Raw genomic sequence first — 16,562 nt, 5'->3', positions numbered from 1 at the left:
TTGGTAAAATCTATTTTTACTTACTTATCTAGTTTTCAATGTACAATTTAAAATCTTATATGGTGGAGACTAGCGGGATCGAACCGCTGACCTCCTGCGTGCAAAGCAGGCGCTCTCCCAGCTGAGCTAAGCCCCCATACATGTATTAAATTTAAATGGTGGGCCTAAGTGGACTCGAACCACCGACCTCACGCTTATCAGGCGTGCGCTCTAACCAGCTGAGCTATAGGCCCATTTAATAATGAATGAATAAACATTCAAAACTGAATACAATATGTCACGTTATTCCGTCAGTTTCTATTGAAACTGTTCCGTATATATCCTTAGAAAGGAGGTGATCCAGCCGCACCTTCCGATACGGCTACCTTGTTACGACTTCACCCCAATCATTCGTCCCACCTTCGACGGCTAGCTCCTAAAAGGTTACTCCACCGGCTTCGGGTGTTACGAACTCTCGTGGTGTGACGGGCGGTGTGTACAAGACCCGGGAACGTATTCACCGTAGCATGCTGATCTACGATTACTAGCGATTCCAGCTTCATGTAGTCGAGTTGCAGACTACAATCCGAACTGAGAACAGCTTTATGGGATTTGCTTGACCTCGCGGTTTCGCTGCCCTTTGTACTGTCCATTGTAGCACGTGTGTAGCCCAAATCATAAGGGGCATGATGATTTGACGTCATCCCCACCTTCCTCCGGTTTGTCACCGGCAGTCAACTTAGAGTGCCCAACTTAATGCTGGCAACTAAGCTTAAGGGTTGCGCTCGTTGCGGGACTTAACCCAACATCTCACGACACGAGCTGACGACAACCATGCACCACCTGTCACTTTGTCCCCCGAAGGGGAAGACTCTATCTCTAGAGCGGTCAAAGGATGTCAAGATTTGGTAAGGTTCTTCGCGTTGCTTCGAATTAAACCACATGCTCCACCGCTTGTGCGGGTCCCCGTCAATTCCTTTGAGTTTCAGCCTTGCGGCCGTACTCCCCAGGCGGAGTGCTTAATGCGTTAGCTGCAGCACTAAGGGGCGGAAACCCCCTAACACTTAGCACTCATCGTTTACGGCGTGGACTACCAGGGTATCTAATCCTGTTTGATCCCCACGCTTTCGCACATCAGCGTCAGTTGCAGACCAGAAAGTCGCCTTCGCCACTGGTGTTCCTCCATATCTCTGCGCATTTCACCGCTACACATGGAATTCCACTTTCCTCTTCTGCACTCAAGTTTTCCAGTTTCCAATGACCCTCCACGGTTGAGCCGTGGGCTTTCACATCAGACTTAAAAAACCGCCTACGCGCGCTTTACGCCCAATAATTCCGGATAACGCTTGCCACCTACGTATTACCGCGGCTGCTGGCACGTAGTTAGCCGTGGCTTTCTGATTAGGTACCGTCAAGGTGCGCATAGTTACCTACGCACTTGTTCTTCCCTAATAACAGAGTTTTACGATCCGAAGACCTTCATCACTCACGCGGCGTTGCTCCGTCAGGCTTTCGCCCATTGCGGAAGATTCCCTACTGCTGCCTCCCGTAGGAGTCTGGACCGTGTCTCAGTTCCAGTGTGGCCGATCACCCTCTCAGGTCGGCTACGTATCGTTGCCTTGGTAAGCCGTTACCTTACCAACTAGCTAATACGGCGCGGGTCCATCTATAAGTGACAGCAAAACCGTCTTTCATTGCGGAACCATGCGGTTCCGCATATTATCCGGCATTAGCCCCGGTTTCCCGGAGTTATTCCAGTCTTATAGGTAGGTTACCCACGTGTTACTCACCCGTCCGCCGCTAACGTCAGAGGAGCAAGCTCCTCGTCTGTTCGCTCGACTTGCATGTATTAGGCACGCCGCCAGCGTTCATCCTGAGCCAGGATCAAACTCTCCATAAAAGTTTATGATTTGTTTGACTAGCTCATAAAAACTAATTTGTTTTAAAACGTCTTAAGACGTTTGTTAATTGGAATTAACGTTGACATATTGTCATTCAGTTTTCAATGTTCATTTTTTCGTGTTACATTTAACTATTATATCAAACTTGAAAAGCGAAGTCAAGAACTTTTTTAATTTGTTTTTTTCGTTCTGTCTCGTTCGTTTTTCTCAACAATAAACATTCTATAATGTTTGCAAGCGAGAATCAATAGTAAAATTTACACTTTGTTAAAGTTTTTAATTAGAACTTTTAAAACTCAATCTGAAATTTACTGTGCCGTTTCAACGACCTATTCATCATATCAAGATGCAATGAATGAGTCAATAAAAATCTTAAATAATTTTCGTATAATATTACCTCTTGTGTGATTGATTGCATTGTTAGATGTGCAATGGTGCAATTCGTGTAATTCAGTACTCCTCTTCTTTTCAAATTTTGTGTACTTATTCATTTCCTTTCAAAAATGAATACTTTCATATGCCTCCCTTTTTATTAAAAAGCTGTTAACTTCCTTCAAATTCATTAGAAAACGAAATATAAAAAGAAGCAGTCTGAGATATTTATGTCTCAGACTGCTTTTTGAATAGGCAGCCACTGTTTGAATAATTGTTTACTTGTATCAAACTAAACTCTATTCTGATCAGCTTTACCTATATAGGCACTAAATAATTCTTAATCAATTATTTTTTCCTATTTCTTCTTTAATGAATCGAGTATTCACCTTTTTATTGATCTTCTTTTTCTTGGCATTCTGGACATAGTCCATAGATTTCCATTCTATGATGGGAAATTTTGAAACCTGTTACATGTTGGGCTAAATGTTCTACTTCGTGAAGTTGCGGATAATGAAAGTCAACAATCTTTCCGCAGTTTTCACAAATTACGTGATAATGATTATGTGTATTAAAATCAAAGCGACTAGATGCATCTCCATATGTCAGTTCGTTGACAATACCTGTTTTCTTAAACACACGCAAGTTATTATAAATTGTCGCAACACTTATGTTTGGAAAATCTGGTGACAGTGCCTGATAAATTTCATCTGCAGTTGGATGAGTATCACTTGAAATCAAAAATCTTAAGATAGCTTGTCTTTGCGGTGTAATTCTGATTCCGGCGTTTCTTAAAGATGCAATCGAGTCCTCTAATTGATGTTCAATAGATTCCATTTCTGCACTCATCTAATCCACCGTCTTTCTACTTAATAATAATTATTACTTAATATTAATATAACGGTTAAGATAGCGAAATGTCAATGATTGTACAATTTTTGCTTAATATCCTTTATCTAGATCCACCTTATTCTCAACTACATCACCGTTATTGAGAAAATGCTTGAAATTTTTGATAAATATATTACTAGCATCTTTAAAGTTTTCTCTATAATTACCAGTAATATGCGCTGTAATTGTTATATTTTCAACATCATATAAAGGACTATCGCTTGTTAACGGTTCATTTTCAAAAACATCTGCATAAGCATGACGGATTTGATGATTCTTCAATGCTTCTATCAATGTTTGTTCTGAAGTAATAGTGCCTCTTCCTACATTAATAAACAACGCGCTATCTTTCATAGCTTTAAATTCCTTATCACCTAGTAAATGATAGGTATCAGCAGTTGAAGGTAAAACATTGACTACAATATCTGCATTCGGCAATACTTCATCTAAATCTTTAATTGGATAAACATGATCAAAATCTTTAACTGGATGTCCTGTCGTATTCACACCTTCAACAGTCATACCAAAAGCTTGAGCCAAGTGTGCTGTTGCTTGAGGAATAGTACCAGTACCTAACATTAAAATAGTTTGTCCATCTACTCTTTCACCCGTCAATTTAGAATCATATATTTTCTGATCTTGATTGCGTCTTGAAATTGCCATTTTTTTATAGTCATCTAAAATATAGGCAAAGATAAATTGACTCATCTGTTTAGCATGTACTCCAGAGGCATTAGTTAATAGAATATCCTTCTCCTTAAAATAGTCTAACGGAAGATTATTCACACCTGCTGCATACCATGCTACCCATCTTAACTTCGGCATCCCTTCAAAGAATGCTTGGTCAGCTTTGCCACTGTATCCAATCACTATTTCAGCGTCTTTTTTATCCGCTTCATCTATTTCCTCTACATTTTTACGAAAAACAAATTCTACATCAGGAAAAGTATCTTCTAAAAGCTTTTCAGCATCTTTCAATCTATTTAATGAAAGAACTTTCAAATTTCTCACCCCAGCATTTCTTTTAATTGATTCATTTGTTCTTTAACTTTTACCTTTTCAATTACATGGGTTACTGTACCATTTTCGTCAATCACAAATGTAGTTCTCACGATACCCATTGATTCTTTACCAAAACTTTTCTTCAATTGATACACACCAGTTTTCTCCGCTAATTTATAATCTTCATCCACCAATAAATCAAAATTCAAATCATGCTTAGCAATAAAATTCTGATGCTTTTTCTTAGAGTCTCCGCTAATTCCATAAACAGCGATGTCTAAATCATTGAACATAGCCATATTATCTCGGAAGTCACATGCTTCTGTTGTACAACCTGGTGTATTATCTCTAGGATAAAAATAAAGAATTGCTTTGCTGCCTTTTAATGTTTCATTAGTAATGACTTCACCATCTTGATTTTCTAATGCAAATTCTGGAAATTTTTCTCCTTTTTCTAACATATGCTCACCCTTCTTCTTGTTATAGTTAATTATATGATACGATAAGAGACGTAAATATTAAATTAAAAGAGGTTGATAAATCATGGAATTTACTGAAAGCGAACGACTTCAAAGCTTATCAGACGAGTATATTTTAGGAGGTGTCAATTCACCTTCTCGTTCATATAAAGCTGTAGGTGGAGGTGCACCTGTCGTAATGAAAGAAGGTAAAGGTCAATATTTATATGACGTAGATGGAAATCGCTATATTGACTACCTGCAAGCATATGGCCCTATTATCACTGGACATGCACATCCTCATATCACTAAAGCAATTCAAGAACAAGCAGCTAAAGGCGTGTTATATGGTACTCCGACAGAACTTGAAATCGAATTTGCTAAAAAATTACGTGAAGCTATTCCATCATTAGAAAAAATGCGTTTTGTGAACTCAGGTACTGAAGCTGTAATGACTACTATCCGTGTAGCACGTGCTTATACTAACCGCAATAAAATTATTAAATTTGCTGGTTCTTATCATGGGCATTCAGATTTAGTATTAGTTGCTGCAGGAAGCGGCCCTTCTCAATTAGGTTCTCCAGACTCAGCTGGCGTGCCTAAAAGCGTTGCTCAAGAAGTGATTACAGTACCTTTCAATGATATCGAAGCATATAAAGAAGCAATGGAACATTGGGGTAATGAAGTCGCTGCAGTATTAGTAGAACCAATCGTCGGCAACTTCGGAATGGTAGAACCTAAACCTGGTTTCTTAGAAGCAGTTAACGACATTACACACGAATACGGCGGTTTAGTTGTATATGATGAAGTTATCACAGCTTTTCGTTTCCATTATGGCGCAGCTCAAGACTTGCTAAACGTCTATCCTGACCTAACTGCTTTCGGCAAAATTGTAGGTGGAGGTTTACCAATCGGCGGTTACGGCGGTCGTCAAGATATTATGGAGCAAGTCGCACCATTAGGACCTGCATATCAAGCTGGTACAATGGCAGGAAATCCTCTTTCAATGAAAGCTGGCATCGCGCTATTAGAAGTATTAGAACAAGATGGCGTTTATGAAGAATTAGATCGGTTAGGTAAAAAATTAGAAGACGGTTTAAACGAATTAATTGAAAAACATGGTATCACTGCCACAATTAACCGAGTTTATGGTTCATTAACACTTTATTTCACAGATGAAAAAGTCACACACTATGACCAAGCAGAAAATGCAGACGGCGATGCGTTTGCTAAATTCTTCAAATTAATGCTGCATCAAGGTATTAACCTTGCACCTTCAAAATTCGAAGCATGGTTCTTAACAACTGAACATACCGATGCAGATATCGAAGAAACATTACGTGCTGCTGACTACGCTTTTTCACAAATGAAATAAACTTGAAATTCATATCCAATCATTGTATAACTTTATTATACGTTATTATTGTTGAAAGGAATTTCGGCATAACACCGTGCATAAATAGTAAAAAAGGAGCACAAATAATTTGAAATTAGGTGCCAGAATATTTAAGACCGGTATTGCAATTGTCCTTGCGATGCTGATTGCATCTTTACTTCCAAAAAGTGCTGGGTTACCTACCGTAGCAGGTATTGGTGCAATTGTTGCCATGCAACCAAGTGTTTATCGTTCCTATAAAACTATTAAAGACCAATTTCAAGGTAATGTCATCGGTGCGATTCTAGCTGTAATCATGGTGGCCTTGTTCGGAGATAATATTATTATAATGGGAGCAACGGTAATTATACTTATTGCTATGTTGTTCCAATTTAAACTTCAACATGTGGCAACCTTAGCTACCGTAACCGCGCTGATCATCATGGGACAAGGCGGTACTACAGGCAATTTCTATGCTGCAGCGTTCTTTCGCTTCGTTCTAGTAATGATAGGGGTTTTCAGTTCATTTATTGTTAATGTAGCTTTCTTTCCACCTAAATATGAGACTAAACTCTATTATAATTCTATGAATATCGCTAATGATATTTTCAAATGGATTAAACTGGTGTTGAATGATACGACAGAATATCATCACGTTAAAGAAGATACACAGTCTATCAAAAATCGCATACAAAATTTAGAACAGCTTTTCGATTATTACAAAGAAGAGCGCACGATGTTTAAAAAGAACTTGCCTGAATTGAATCGTAAAAAGATTATCTTTAGACAGGTCGTTATTACTACAAGACGCGCATACGATGTATTAAGAAGAATGCATCGCTATCAAAATGATTTGCATCAAGTCAGCAATGATTTAATGCTGCAAATTAAATTAGAGCTCGATGATTTAATGACTTCGTATGACCAGATAATGTTGAGTATCGCCCAAAAAGCGCGTTATGATTTCGAAAACTTCCAATCATCTGTAGATAATCCTCAGAAATTAGAATTAATGGAAGCTTTCAGACGTGAAATGGTGGATAAGAAAAACGAGTCAGATTACTCTGTTTCCAATTTGTTACAGATTATCTCAGCCATTGAAGAGTTCAGTTATGATTTAGAACATTTAGATCGTCTTGTATTAAGTTATTTTGAATATCATCGAGATGATTCAGATATTGATATTGATGATGAAGATTTAGATTTATAGAAGCAAAAAGGAGTATGCCCCCTTTAACCAGGTGGTCATACTCCTTCTTTTTATAAATCTTGAATTGTGTAAAGGTGGTGATAAGCACCTTGTTTTGCGAGCAATTCTTGATGCGTGCCAGTTTCAATAATACGTCCGTTTTCAACTACTACTATTTTATCAGCGTGGGTAATAGTTGAAAGACGATGCGCAACAATTAAAGTAGTTCTATTTTCACTAAGATGTGCTAAAGCTTCTTGAATAATAGCTTCACTTTCTAAGTCTAAAGCACTTGTTGCTTCGTCTAGTATAATGATTGGCGGGTTATTCAAGAAAATTCTTGCAAGAGAAATACGTTGTTTCTGTCCTCCTGAAAGTTTGACACCGCGTTCCCCTACTTCAGTTTCATATCCATCAGTTAAACTCATAATAAAGTCATGAGCATTGGCTAGTTTAGCTGCCTCAATCACTTCTTCATCACTGGCACCAGGCTTACCAAGTAAAATATTTTCTCTGATAGTATCTGAGAATAAAATATTATCTTGCTGCACTAGTCCTATCTGATTACGTAAGCTGGAAAGCAAGAAATCTTTAACAGGATGTTTGTCGATGGTAATGACACCTTCTGTGGCATCATAAAATCTAGGAATTAAATTAATTAAAGTTGATTTCCCGCCACCAGACATTCCTACAAAGGCGACTGTTTCACCTTGATTTACTTTTAAGGAAATATCATCCAATACTTTCGGTGCGTATTGATTATAGCGGAATGAAACATTCTGAATATCAATATTACCGTGTTCAATTGTAATAGGTTTCGCATACGGTTCATCTTTCACATCATAATCTTCATCAAGCAATTGGAACACACGGTCCATCGAAGCAAAACTTTGCGTTAAAGTAGTAAATGATGAAACCAGACGACGAAGCGGACCGAATAATTGTTCTAAGTATCCTACAAATGCCGCTAAAGTCCCTACTGTAATTGAACCATTGACTGCTAAATAACCTCCGACACCTATTACGATAATAGGACCTAAATCGGTAACAGTATTGATTGCTGCGAAAGAATAAGCATTCCAACGTGTATGTCTGAAGGCACGATGTAAGAAATGTCTATTGCGTTTATCAAAATTCTCCGCTTCATTTCGTTCTATCGCAAAACTTTTAATTACTGAAATTCCTTGGACTCTTTCATGTAAAAAACCTTGAACTTCTGCTAAAGCTTGAGAACGTTCTCTAGTTAATCCACGTAATCTTCCAAAGAAGTAATATACAGTTAAAATATAAAACGGGAAGATGAACATTGCAGCTAATGTTAGTTTGACATCTAAAAAGAACATAATAGAAAGTGCAATGATAATGGTCACGCAATCTAACCAAATATTCATGAGCCCAGTCAAGATAAAATCTTTAGTCTGCTCTACGTCATTAATGACACGAGAAATAACTTCCCCTGCCTTATTATTTGAATAGAAGCGTGCACTCAATGCTTGCAAGTGATCGTAAAGTCTCTTACGTATATCGTAAAGTATCTTATTACTTGTCCATTGTGCTAAATATTGTCTTGCATATTCAATAGGTGGTCGTACCACTGCAAAAATAAATAAAGCGATACCTATTGAAATAATTAAACGCATTCCTTTGTCATGCATTGATAAATCATGATTATTGATAACACCATCAATAACATACTTGATTAATAGTGGTATCAACATCGGAATACCGAATTTGATAATCCCAATGATTATTGTCGCTACGATACGCCATTTATAAGGTTTAACAAATTTAAGATATCTGCGTATCATTATAGTTTTATCCTCCCTTGACCTACTTTTCTAAACATATGATTCCAAAAATCAACGAGGTAGAACTGCGCTTTGCTAAGCTATAGTTCATACCCCGTTAAATTACCGTAAGCAATAATGATATCATTATAATGAAATATTAGATACAGAATAAAGAAATCTGCTTTGCCTTATGATTTTTGACGCAGCTTTTTATATCTGTCCCTCCATACCTTAATAAAGTCTGGAGCAAAAGGTCCCTTTTTCTGTTCAATCCATTGCTGCAGTATATCTACATTTCTGCGTAAAATAACATCAATATCTTTAGGATAGTTCATTTGCTGCATATGCTGCTGGTATTCATCTTCGTCTAATAAGTGATATTTACCATTAGGATAAACTTTGATATCTAAATCATAATCGATGTATTTCAGCGCTTCTTCATCACATACAAAAGGAGAGGAAAGGTTACAGTAATAATACACGCCGTCTTCTCTAAACATACAAATGACGTTAAACCAGTATTCAGAATGAAAATATACAATTGCTGGTTCTCGTGTAATCCAAGTACGCCCGTCACTTTCAGTTACAAGTGTATGATCGTTTCCGCCTATAACTACGTGATCTGTTCCTTTTAAAATAGTAGTTTCTGACCATACCCGATGAATATTACCGTCGTGTTTATAACTTTGTATTTTAATGTTTTCTCCCTCTTTCGGTATGGTTTCTTTTACCATGCTCCACACCTCCTCGTTAGCTTTTTACACAAAACCAATTATAACATAAAGGTGGGTTCAACTCAGTTTTGGGTGTTTCGGCCCTCAAAATGATTGAGTATTTTATGCATAGAAGCGGGGAAATTAAATTGATTTCTGTCTTTTAAGTCCATCCAGCAATAATGTTCATCGGTATTAATCTGATTAGATTGAACAGAATTCGCCAGTTCGTAGACGTTAATATTCCAAGTTAAGTGCGTAAATTGATGTTTTAATTGATAAGCCGCTTTAGCAGGAAGGTTAATATTACTTCCTAGTAATGCTTCAAGTTTTTCTTGGCTGCTGCCTTTTTCAAACATAGGAAACTCCCACATTCCATTAAGTAATTTGGCTTGTCTTTGTTCAATTAAGTATTCATTATTTTCATTTTTTATCACAAAGCAATCTTGTTGAATCGTTTTCTTTTTAATTTTTTTAGTCTTTATCGGAAGTTCTTCCACAGTACCCTCATTAAAGGCTTCGCAATGAGACTGTACAGGACAAAATAAACATAACGGTGACTTAGGCGTGCAAATCAAAGCGCCCAATTCCATCATGGCTTGGTTGAATTGACCCGCCTGCGTTTCCACATAGGGTAACAATTCGCTTTCAAATGCCTTTCTAGTTGATTGTTTAGCTGTATCACTGAAATCATTATTTAAGCGAGACCACACACGAAAGACATTTCCGTCAACAGTAGGCAAAGGCAAATCGAATGCAATGCTCATAACCGCTGCTTTCGTATAGGGACCTACTCCTTTTAATTTTTCAAATTCTTCGGGATTATCTGGAACTTTCCCGTTATATTCAGCAGCTACTTCTTGAATAGCAGTGTGGAAGTTGCGGGCTCGACTATAATAACCTAGTCCTTCCCAGTATTTAAGCACCTCATCTTGCTTGGCTTCACTTAAGTCTTCAACAGTTGGAAATCTTTTTGTAAAGCGGTGATAATAGTCGATTACTGTTTTAACTTGTGTTTGCTGAAGCATAACTTCGCTGATCCAAATATAATATGGATTGGTGGTCTCTCTCCAAGGCATGGCTCTTTGATCCGTTTCAAACCAATTTAATATATCTTCTTTAAAAGTTTTCTGATGCAACATCTCTTTGTACGGCTCCTTTTGATAATACAGGTTTATCAATTTTGTTATTCAAGTTTATCATTTATAATAGAAGTAAGACTATTTGAAATGAGTGAACAATTATGGATACTGGAACACATATAGTTATGGGTATTGGCCTCACTGCTTTAGCGATGCATGACCCATCTATGTCAGGTCATTTTGGAGTGGCCGCAACTACATTAATTGCCAGTTCTCTAGTTCCTGACAGCGATACTGTATTAAAATTAAAAAATAACGCTGCCTATATATCTAATCATAGGGGAATTACACATTCAATCCCTTTCACAATTCTATGGCCAATATTAATTACTTTATTAATATTTACCTTTTCACAAGGTGTCAACCCTCTGCATATTTGGCTTTGGGCACAATTAGGAGTGTTTCTCCATGTTTTCGTGGATATTTTCAACTCCTATGGTACCCAAGCATTACGGCCATTTTCGAATAAGTGGATTCAGCTGAGTGTTATCAATACATTTGACCCTTATATCTTTATCTTATGGTGTCTCGGTATTGTGCTGTGGGCTTTCGGTTTAAATGCATATGCAGTATTTATTCCAATCTTTGTAATTCTTTTCTTTTATTATGTGGTCCGCTTTATTTTTCGCTCTGCGATTAAAAAGCAAGTACTGCGTATGGTCAGCAGCCAAGACAAAGCTCATTTAGTTAAAGTCTTTGTCGCTCCGACCATTAAATTTATGGAATGGCGTGTAGCTGTACAAACGGCTACTCATGATTATGTCGGAAAAAGTTACGGCAGAAACATTGTCTTTGCTGATAAAGTAAAGCGTCAAGAGTTTCCGGATGAAGCATTAATGACTGCTTTAAGAAAAGATCCTAATATCAAAGCATTTTTAAACTTTTCCTCAATTTATCGTTGGGATGCTAAAAAGCTTAGTGATAACATTTATGAGGTAAGATTTATTGATTTAAGATATCTCAAAAATGACCATTATTCCTTTGTAGCGATTGCCCATTTAGATAAAGATATGCACATTACCCATTCCTATACAGGTTGGGTGTTCAGTGAACAGAAATTAATGAAAAAACTCTATGCACATTAACTAGTTCAACAAATTGGGCTGGGACATGAATTTGTCCCAGCCCAATTTTTTAGTCTGTAATATTTGTGGATTTTACTTTTTCCGGTTCTGCTGTATTTTTTAAATGAATAGAACGTGTGCGTGTCATTCTGAATTTCTCGTATGCAATATATGGACGGAAAATATATAATAATAAAGCAGCGATACCGACCCAAACCAAGAAATAAAAATGATATGGTAAATTGCCTAAACTATTAATTCCTATAATTACCGCTTCTTCTATTCCTGAAACCAAGTAGAACAATGGATTCAACATAAGAATATGCATCACTAATGAAGGTTTTTCAGATGGTATATACAGAATCGGTACCGTAACAACCATTAAAGCGAACACAAAATATAAAGTGATGTCAAATATACGATAATGGCTAATCATCCGTATTAAGCCCAATACTTGCGATGTAAGTATGATAAAGATATTCCACATTATCCAGTAGAAGGCGAGTGCTATAAATGAACTATCTAAGTTCACTGGTTTGACTATTACCACAATACTGATGGAAATAATCATACCTACTGAGAATATCAGTGTATAAATAATTGTTTTAAACGAAGCTGGATAATCGAAATTTTTATATTCAAAGTAATCTCTGCGATAACGCATGGTATTGAAATAAAGTGTAGCGAGTGTCCAAATAAGTGTAATCAATCCGATGTATCGATAGTACCAAATTGCTTGTGTCTCTTCAGTCGTTTTACTCGCTTTAAAGCCTATCAACATAGCAATCAATAAAATAATCGATGTTACTAATGGAATAACTAACCATTTCCAGTTTCTTTTTAAACTGCCGCTAAGATGTCTCAATAATTGCGGTAAGCTGTGGTAAAAGTTAATTGTATTATTAATCATTTTATCTATCATAACGCTTCACCTACAATTCTATATAAATCCATTTGTTATTTTTCATATCAGCTACAAAATAACCTTTTCCAGATTTGCAAATCCAAATATCGTTTTGAACATTAAATTCTTTTTTAAATTTATCTTTGTTCACCATTGGATAGACAAACCCAGTTAAATGTTTCGAATCATTATAAAGCATGCTGACTGGTTGTTGTGTGACTTGCTCAACAAAGCGGCTTTCTTTTTCAGGTACTAAAGATTTTTCGGCTTTATTCTTAGACTGACCTAAATGACTATTGTAGAAATCAATATAATTAATATAATTCGATTTCATATATTTTTCTAAGCTGTCTTTGCTATGTGTTTCATATAAACCAGCGGGATTAAAATAGCGAATATCCCCTTTTTTCGTGATGTAATTATGATCATCTACTACAATACGATATTTATTATCGTTTTCACCCGTAATCGTTAACAAAGCATATCTAGGAATTTTTAATTCGCTATCTCCATTTTCAGCTTTTACATTGAGTTCTGACTCAGTCACAATACCATATGACAGCTTATCTTCAAATGTTTGCTTTTTATTTGCTTGCAACTTGGTTTGTTCAGCATTCTGAGAGAAATGTACAATACCTTGATTCGTAAATAATAGCGCTGCTGTAATAATAAATCCGATTGCCAGTGCAATACTCCAACCGATGATTCTAGATAGAAATTGCGTCGGCTTTGCATGTTTGTAACGTTCTACTCTTCGGAAATTATAAGACATCTCTGGTATGCGTGTACGTTTCTTTTTCCAATCGACATCAAAATTTTTCTTTTCCTCTTCAGTTTCTAAAGATTTTCTGTCATTTTCATGTTCTGTAAAGGCCGGAAGTACTCTGCTCAACGCCCCTTCCATACGCACTTGACCATGTGAAATCCACACCACATAATTGCTGACATTGCGAATAACATCTAAATCATCATCAATCGTGATAAGAGTCAAATCGTTATCAATATAGTCGTCAGACAGCTCTGAAGCACGCTCTAGGAAGGTTTCATCTAAACAATGAAGCACATGATTGAAAATGATAATATCTGCTTTTGAGGTCCTGGCTAAACTGAAAATCAATTGTGCATATTGCCGATCCGATAATTTGAACACCGAGGTTTCTTTTAAATCTTGAAGGCCTGCATATCGGATAATTTGCTCTGTTTTATGACCAGATTCTTTATATGTAAATAATTCTACTGCATTTTGAACATAAGCTTCAACCGATTCTTCATGCAGATGTTTGTCTTCCAAATCTCCGAAAAATAAACTGCCTGAACGACTTATACGCCCTTTATCGGGGACAACTTCTCCAGCTAAGATTCTGCCGATTAAGGTTTTGGAAGCCCCTGGCTCACCAATAACACCTAACGATTCCCCTTGATACAGATAGAGTGACACGTTGTTCAACTCGATATCTTCAGCATCATAACCATAAGGCAGATACCATTTTTTTCGATTCTTTTTGCGATAGTAATGCGTAATATTCAGTAACTTTAATACAATTGAACTCGCCATATCTGCTTACATCCTTCTATAATTTTAATAATGCGACTGGGATGCCTGTTTCTCGCTCAGCGCTATGCAAAATTTTTCCCCAAGCAAAAATGCCTTTCATGCGATCTACACGCATATAGCGTTTCGTGCCGTCATTTAATTCATATAATTTACCAAATTCAATTTTACTTTGATCAACTAAATAACTTTCAGCAATAATAACCTTTGTGCGATAAACATCGTATTCATTAAGTATGCCATTCATTTCGGCTTTACGCATTTTTTCTTTGTATTTTTGTATTTCATCTAGTATTTCGCTTTTCTCCATCTTGCTTAAACTTTTCTCACTCATCGCCTATCCCACTTTCTGTCAGTTTATCCTTAATTGTATCATATTCATACCCTTTACGAATTAATGCTTCAATCGTTTTCATTTCTAACTGTTTGCCTTCGTATTTACGTTCATACTTACGATACACTTTCTCGAGTTCTCGTTGAAGCAACATGTCAACCTCTTCTGAATCAGGTTCAAAATCAAGATCTTGCATTGCTTCGTTAATAACTTCAAATGAATACCCTTTTTGTAAAAGTGACTGTTTGACCTTCTCACTTCTTTTCTTAAGCGGCCCTTTTTTCTGATTCATTAATTTATCAGCCAGTGTCACTATATCTTCTAAAGGTTGTTCTGCTTCGTATTTAGCAGTATAGTGCTCTGCTAAATCTTTCTCAATACCTGCTTTAATCAGTTTTTGTCGATAAATTTCAGGTCCCTTGTCGGTAGTACGTATCATGGTATTCTTTAAACTTTCTGCATAATCATCATGATCAATATAGCCTTCACGATTGCAATACTCAATGACCTCTGCAATGGCTGTTTCACTGATTTCATGTTTCTGTAAATGTTGAACGACTTCTTTTTCTGTTCTTTTACGATAAGATAAGTATTGAATAGCTAAATGAAGTCCGAATCTGAAATGTTCATACTTTTGTACTTCTGCCATATCAGCCGGCGTCAGTACGTCCCCTTTTTTTAAATTGAAATGAACTAAAGTATCCATATCAATACCCATTTCAAACGCTTCATCCAGGTATAAATTAAATCTTTCTTTATTCTTTTTTTGAACTTCAATTTTAGTTACTTTAGGCATAATTTCAACTCGCTTTGATTTCAATAAATTCTATTCGCTACTTATTGTAAAACAAATTTGCTGACTTTTATAGCGTTATACTTTATAGAATTGCAGAGAATGTTGAGATATAGAAACACGGAATATTAAAAATAGAAAAAGCTGTAATGAGAGCATTTTTCTGCAGAAAGTAAGGGTTGAAACAACTTAATGTCCCAACCCCTTAAGTCTAGCGCTTTTAAGTTCACTTATTTACTTGGCTTTATACGCCTAATTGCGCAAGTGCCGTTTTATATTGACTTTCATCAATATAGCCTTGTTGTTTCATTTTTTCCAAATTTATCTTCACACGATTTACATAATTCTGCGACATATCATTGACATCATACACACTTGGCGCGTTAATCTTACTAGCTAAAATAGCACTTTGTAATACCGTTATGGTCGGCATGTTCTGACTGTTTTTAACCGTAGTCGTACCAAAATAATGGTTTGCAGCACCTTCAATAGTATATTGATTATCACCGTAATAGATATTGTTAATATAGAAACTTAATATGTCATTCTTTGAATACTGACGCTCCATTCGGCTAGCAACAATAATTTCTTTAATCTTCCGAGTAAAACTTTTTTCGTTGTCGTAATAATAATTCTTAACCACCTGCTGACTAATCGTACTTCCTCCTTGAACATTATGGTCACTTAAAGTTGAAAATAATGCTCTGAAAATACCTTTAACATCAAAAGCGCCATGATCATAAAAACGTTCATCTTCCATAGAGATAAAAGCACCTTTGGTATAAGAAGGCATGTCAGACACAGGTACATAGGTAGATTTATCTTTAATCGTATTCAAATCATCTACATTCGCTTTTGATGATAATGCATACATGAGTCCGAAAAAGAGCGCGGCAATAATAATAAGACCTATTACAATTTTAAAAAATATTCCTTTGCCTCTACGTTTTTTCGGTGGAGCGCCTACAGGTTGATAATACGTATTATAATGTGGTGTATTCTGTGTGTTTGATCTAGCAGTTTTCGACTCTCTAGATAGCCTTTCGCTTCTTTTCATATTGACACACATTCTCCTCAATCGTAATTTTTTACTTCATACATAT

The 16,562-nt window shown here is 36.4% G+C and carries 14 protein-coding genes, 2 tRNA genes and 1 rRNA gene; 3 read left to right on the top strand and 14 right to left on the bottom strand.

All coding sequences use genetic code 11. The features are described 5' to 3' along the window. Nucleotides 1-60 precede the first annotated feature (60 nt). The 6 genes from CKV71_RS05290 to bcp all read right to left on the bottom strand — a co-directional run bounded on the left by CKV71_RS05290 (nt 61) and on the right by bcp (nt 4,606). Nucleotides 61-136 (bottom strand) — tRNA-Ala (locus tag CKV71_RS05290). A 20-nt stretch (nt 137-156) separates the two neighbouring features. Continuing rightward, nucleotides 157-233: transfer RNA gene (locus tag CKV71_RS05285), tRNA-Ile, on the bottom strand. 94 nt (nt 234-327) lie between these two features. Then, nucleotides 328-1,879 (bottom strand): 16S ribosomal RNA (locus tag CKV71_RS05280). 766 nt (nt 1,880-2,645) lie between these two features. Beyond that, nucleotides 2,646-3,101, bottom strand: a complete 456-nt coding sequence (gene perR / locus CKV71_RS05275; RefSeq protein WP_095104564.1) for a peroxide-responsive transcriptional repressor PerR — start codon at nt 3,099-3,101, stop codon at nt 2,646-2,648. Nucleotides 3,102-3,194: 93 nt separating this feature from the next. Continuing rightward, on the bottom strand, nt 3,195-4,145 hold the full coding sequence (locus CKV71_RS05270) for a phosphoglycerate dehydrogenase (RefSeq protein WP_095104563.1): 951 nt from the start codon (nt 4,143-4,145) through the stop codon (nt 3,195-3,197). A gap of 5 nt (nt 4,146-4,150) precedes the next feature. Next, nucleotides 4,151-4,606: a thioredoxin-dependent thiol peroxidase gene (bcp, locus tag CKV71_RS05265; RefSeq protein WP_095104562.1), complete on the bottom strand. Its 456-nt coding sequence runs from the start codon at nt 4,604-4,606 to the stop codon at nt 4,151-4,153. Between the two features lie 82 nt (nt 4,607-4,688). On the opposite strand from bcp, the gene CKV71_RS05260 reads away from it, so the two are divergent. Then, entirely contained in the window at nt 4,689-5,978 is a 1,290-nt protein-coding gene (locus tag CKV71_RS05260) for a glutamate-1-semialdehyde 2,1-aminomutase (protein WP_095104560.1), read from the top strand. Nucleotides 5,979-6,087: 109 nt separating this feature from the next. After that, complete coding sequence (locus tag CKV71_RS05255; protein WP_095104559.1) at nt 6,088-7,188, top strand: FUSC family protein; 1,101 nt, start codon at nt 6,088-6,090, stop codon at nt 7,186-7,188. Between the two features lie 50 nt (nt 7,189-7,238). Here the strand turns inward: CKV71_RS05255 and CKV71_RS05250 are convergent, their stop codons facing one another. The 3 genes from CKV71_RS05250 to mutY form a co-directional block, all read right to left on the bottom strand. Then, nucleotides 7,239-8,975 (bottom strand): ABC transporter ATP-binding protein, encoded by a 1,737-nt coding sequence (locus CKV71_RS05250; protein WP_095104557.1) that lies wholly within the window; start codon nt 8,973-8,975, stop codon nt 7,239-7,241. A gap of 170 nt (nt 8,976-9,145) precedes the next feature. Then, nucleotides 9,146-9,691 carry a nucleoside tri-diphosphate phosphatase gene (ntdP, locus tag CKV71_RS05245; RefSeq protein ID WP_095104555.1) on the bottom strand — a complete coding sequence of 182 codons (546 nt, stop codon included), beginning with the start codon at nt 9,689-9,691 and terminating at the stop codon, nt 9,146-9,148. 62 nt (nt 9,692-9,753) lie between these two features. Further along, complete coding sequence (gene mutY, locus CKV71_RS05240; protein WP_095104553.1) at nt 9,754-10,812, bottom strand: A/G-specific adenine glycosylase; 1,059 nt, start codon at nt 10,810-10,812, stop codon at nt 9,754-9,756. A gap of 101 nt (nt 10,813-10,913) precedes the next feature. Here mutY and CKV71_RS05235 point away from each other — a divergent pair, with 101 nt between their 5' ends. Further along, on the top strand, nt 10,914-11,897 hold the full coding sequence (locus CKV71_RS05235) for a metal-dependent hydrolase (protein WP_095104551.1): 984 nt from the start codon (nt 10,914-10,916) through the stop codon (nt 11,895-11,897). A gap of 49 nt (nt 11,898-11,946) precedes the next feature. Here CKV71_RS05235 and CKV71_RS05230 read toward each other — a convergent pair whose 3' ends face one another. The 5 genes from CKV71_RS05230 to sgtB form a co-directional block, all read right to left on the bottom strand. Then, nucleotides 11,947-12,798, bottom strand: a complete 852-nt coding sequence (locus CKV71_RS05230; RefSeq protein ID WP_095104549.1) for a hypothetical protein — start codon at nt 12,796-12,798, stop codon at nt 11,947-11,949. Nucleotides 12,799-12,808: 10 nt separating this feature from the next. Continuing rightward, nucleotides 12,809-14,335, bottom strand: a complete 1,527-nt coding sequence (locus tag CKV71_RS05225) for an ATP-binding cassette domain-containing protein (RefSeq protein ID WP_095104547.1) — start codon at nt 14,333-14,335, stop codon at nt 12,809-12,811. 16 nt (nt 14,336-14,351) lie between these two features. Further along, entirely contained in the window at nt 14,352-14,666 is a 315-nt protein-coding gene (locus CKV71_RS05220) for a DUF1811 family protein (RefSeq protein WP_095104545.1), read from the bottom strand. After that, the gene (gene recX / locus CKV71_RS05215) at nt 14,659-15,462 is read right to left on the bottom strand and encodes a recombination regulator RecX (protein ID WP_095104543.1); all 804 of its coding nucleotides are present in this window, start codon (nt 15,460-15,462) and stop codon (nt 14,659-14,661) included. Before recX ends, CKV71_RS05220 begins: the two co-directional genes overlap by 8 nt. 241 nt (nt 15,463-15,703) lie before the next feature. Then, nucleotides 15,704-16,516 carry a monofunctional peptidoglycan glycosyltransferase SgtB gene (gene sgtB / locus CKV71_RS05210; RefSeq protein WP_095104541.1) on the bottom strand — a complete coding sequence of 271 codons (813 nt, stop codon included), beginning with the start codon at nt 16,514-16,516 and terminating at the stop codon, nt 15,704-15,706. Nucleotides 16,517-16,562: the final 46 nt, after the last annotated feature.

It is taken from the genome of Staphylococcus piscifermentans, from assembly GCF_900186985.1.
GTDB classification, from domain to species: domain Bacteria; phylum Bacillota; class Bacilli; order Staphylococcales; family Staphylococcaceae; genus Staphylococcus; species Staphylococcus piscifermentans.
Note: the sequence above shows the minus strand (reverse complement) of the source record. Positions and strands in the feature narration are given on the sequence as shown.

Excerpts from the sequence above, each read along its gene's own strand:
- perR (WP_095104564.1), bottom strand. The coding sequence starts at position 3,101 with ATGAGTGCAGAAATGGAATCTATTGAACATCAATTAGAGGACTCGATT.
- bcp (WP_095104562.1), bottom strand. The coding sequence starts at position 4,606 with ATGTTAGAAAAAGGAGAAAAATTTCCAGAATTTGCATTAGAAAATCAA.
- CKV71_RS05260 (WP_095104560.1), top strand. The coding sequence starts at position 4,689 with ATGGAATTTACTGAAAGCGAACGACTTCAAAGCTTATCAGACGAGTAT.
- CKV71_RS05250 (WP_095104557.1), bottom strand. The coding sequence starts at position 8,975 with ATGATACGCAGATATCTTAAATTTGTTAAACCTTATAAATGGCGTATC.
- ntdP (WP_095104555.1), bottom strand. The coding sequence starts at position 9,691 with ATGGTAAAAGAAACCATACCGAAAGAGGGAGAAAACATTAAAATACAA.
- mutY (WP_095104553.1), bottom strand. The coding sequence starts at position 10,812 with ATGTTGCATCAGAAAACTTTTAAAGAAGATATATTAAATTGGTTTGAA.
- CKV71_RS05235 (WP_095104551.1), top strand. The coding sequence starts at position 10,914 with ATGGATACTGGAACACATATAGTTATGGGTATTGGCCTCACTGCTTTA.
- CKV71_RS05230 (WP_095104549.1), bottom strand. The coding sequence starts at position 12,798 with ATGATAGATAAAATGATTAATAATACAATTAACTTTTACCACAGCTTA.
- CKV71_RS05225 (WP_095104547.1), bottom strand. The coding sequence starts at position 14,335 with ATGGCGAGTTCAATTGTATTAAAGTTACTGAATATTACGCATTACTAT.
- CKV71_RS05220 (WP_095104545.1), bottom strand. The coding sequence starts at position 14,666 with ATGAGTGAGAAAAGTTTAAGCAAGATGGAGAAAAGCGAAATACTAGAT.
- recX (WP_095104543.1), bottom strand. The coding sequence starts at position 15,462 with ATGCCTAAAGTAACTAAAATTGAAGTTCAAAAAAAGAATAAAGAAAGA.
- sgtB (WP_095104541.1), bottom strand. The coding sequence starts at position 16,516 with ATGAAAAGAAGCGAAAGGCTATCTAGAGAGTCGAAAACTGCTAGATCA.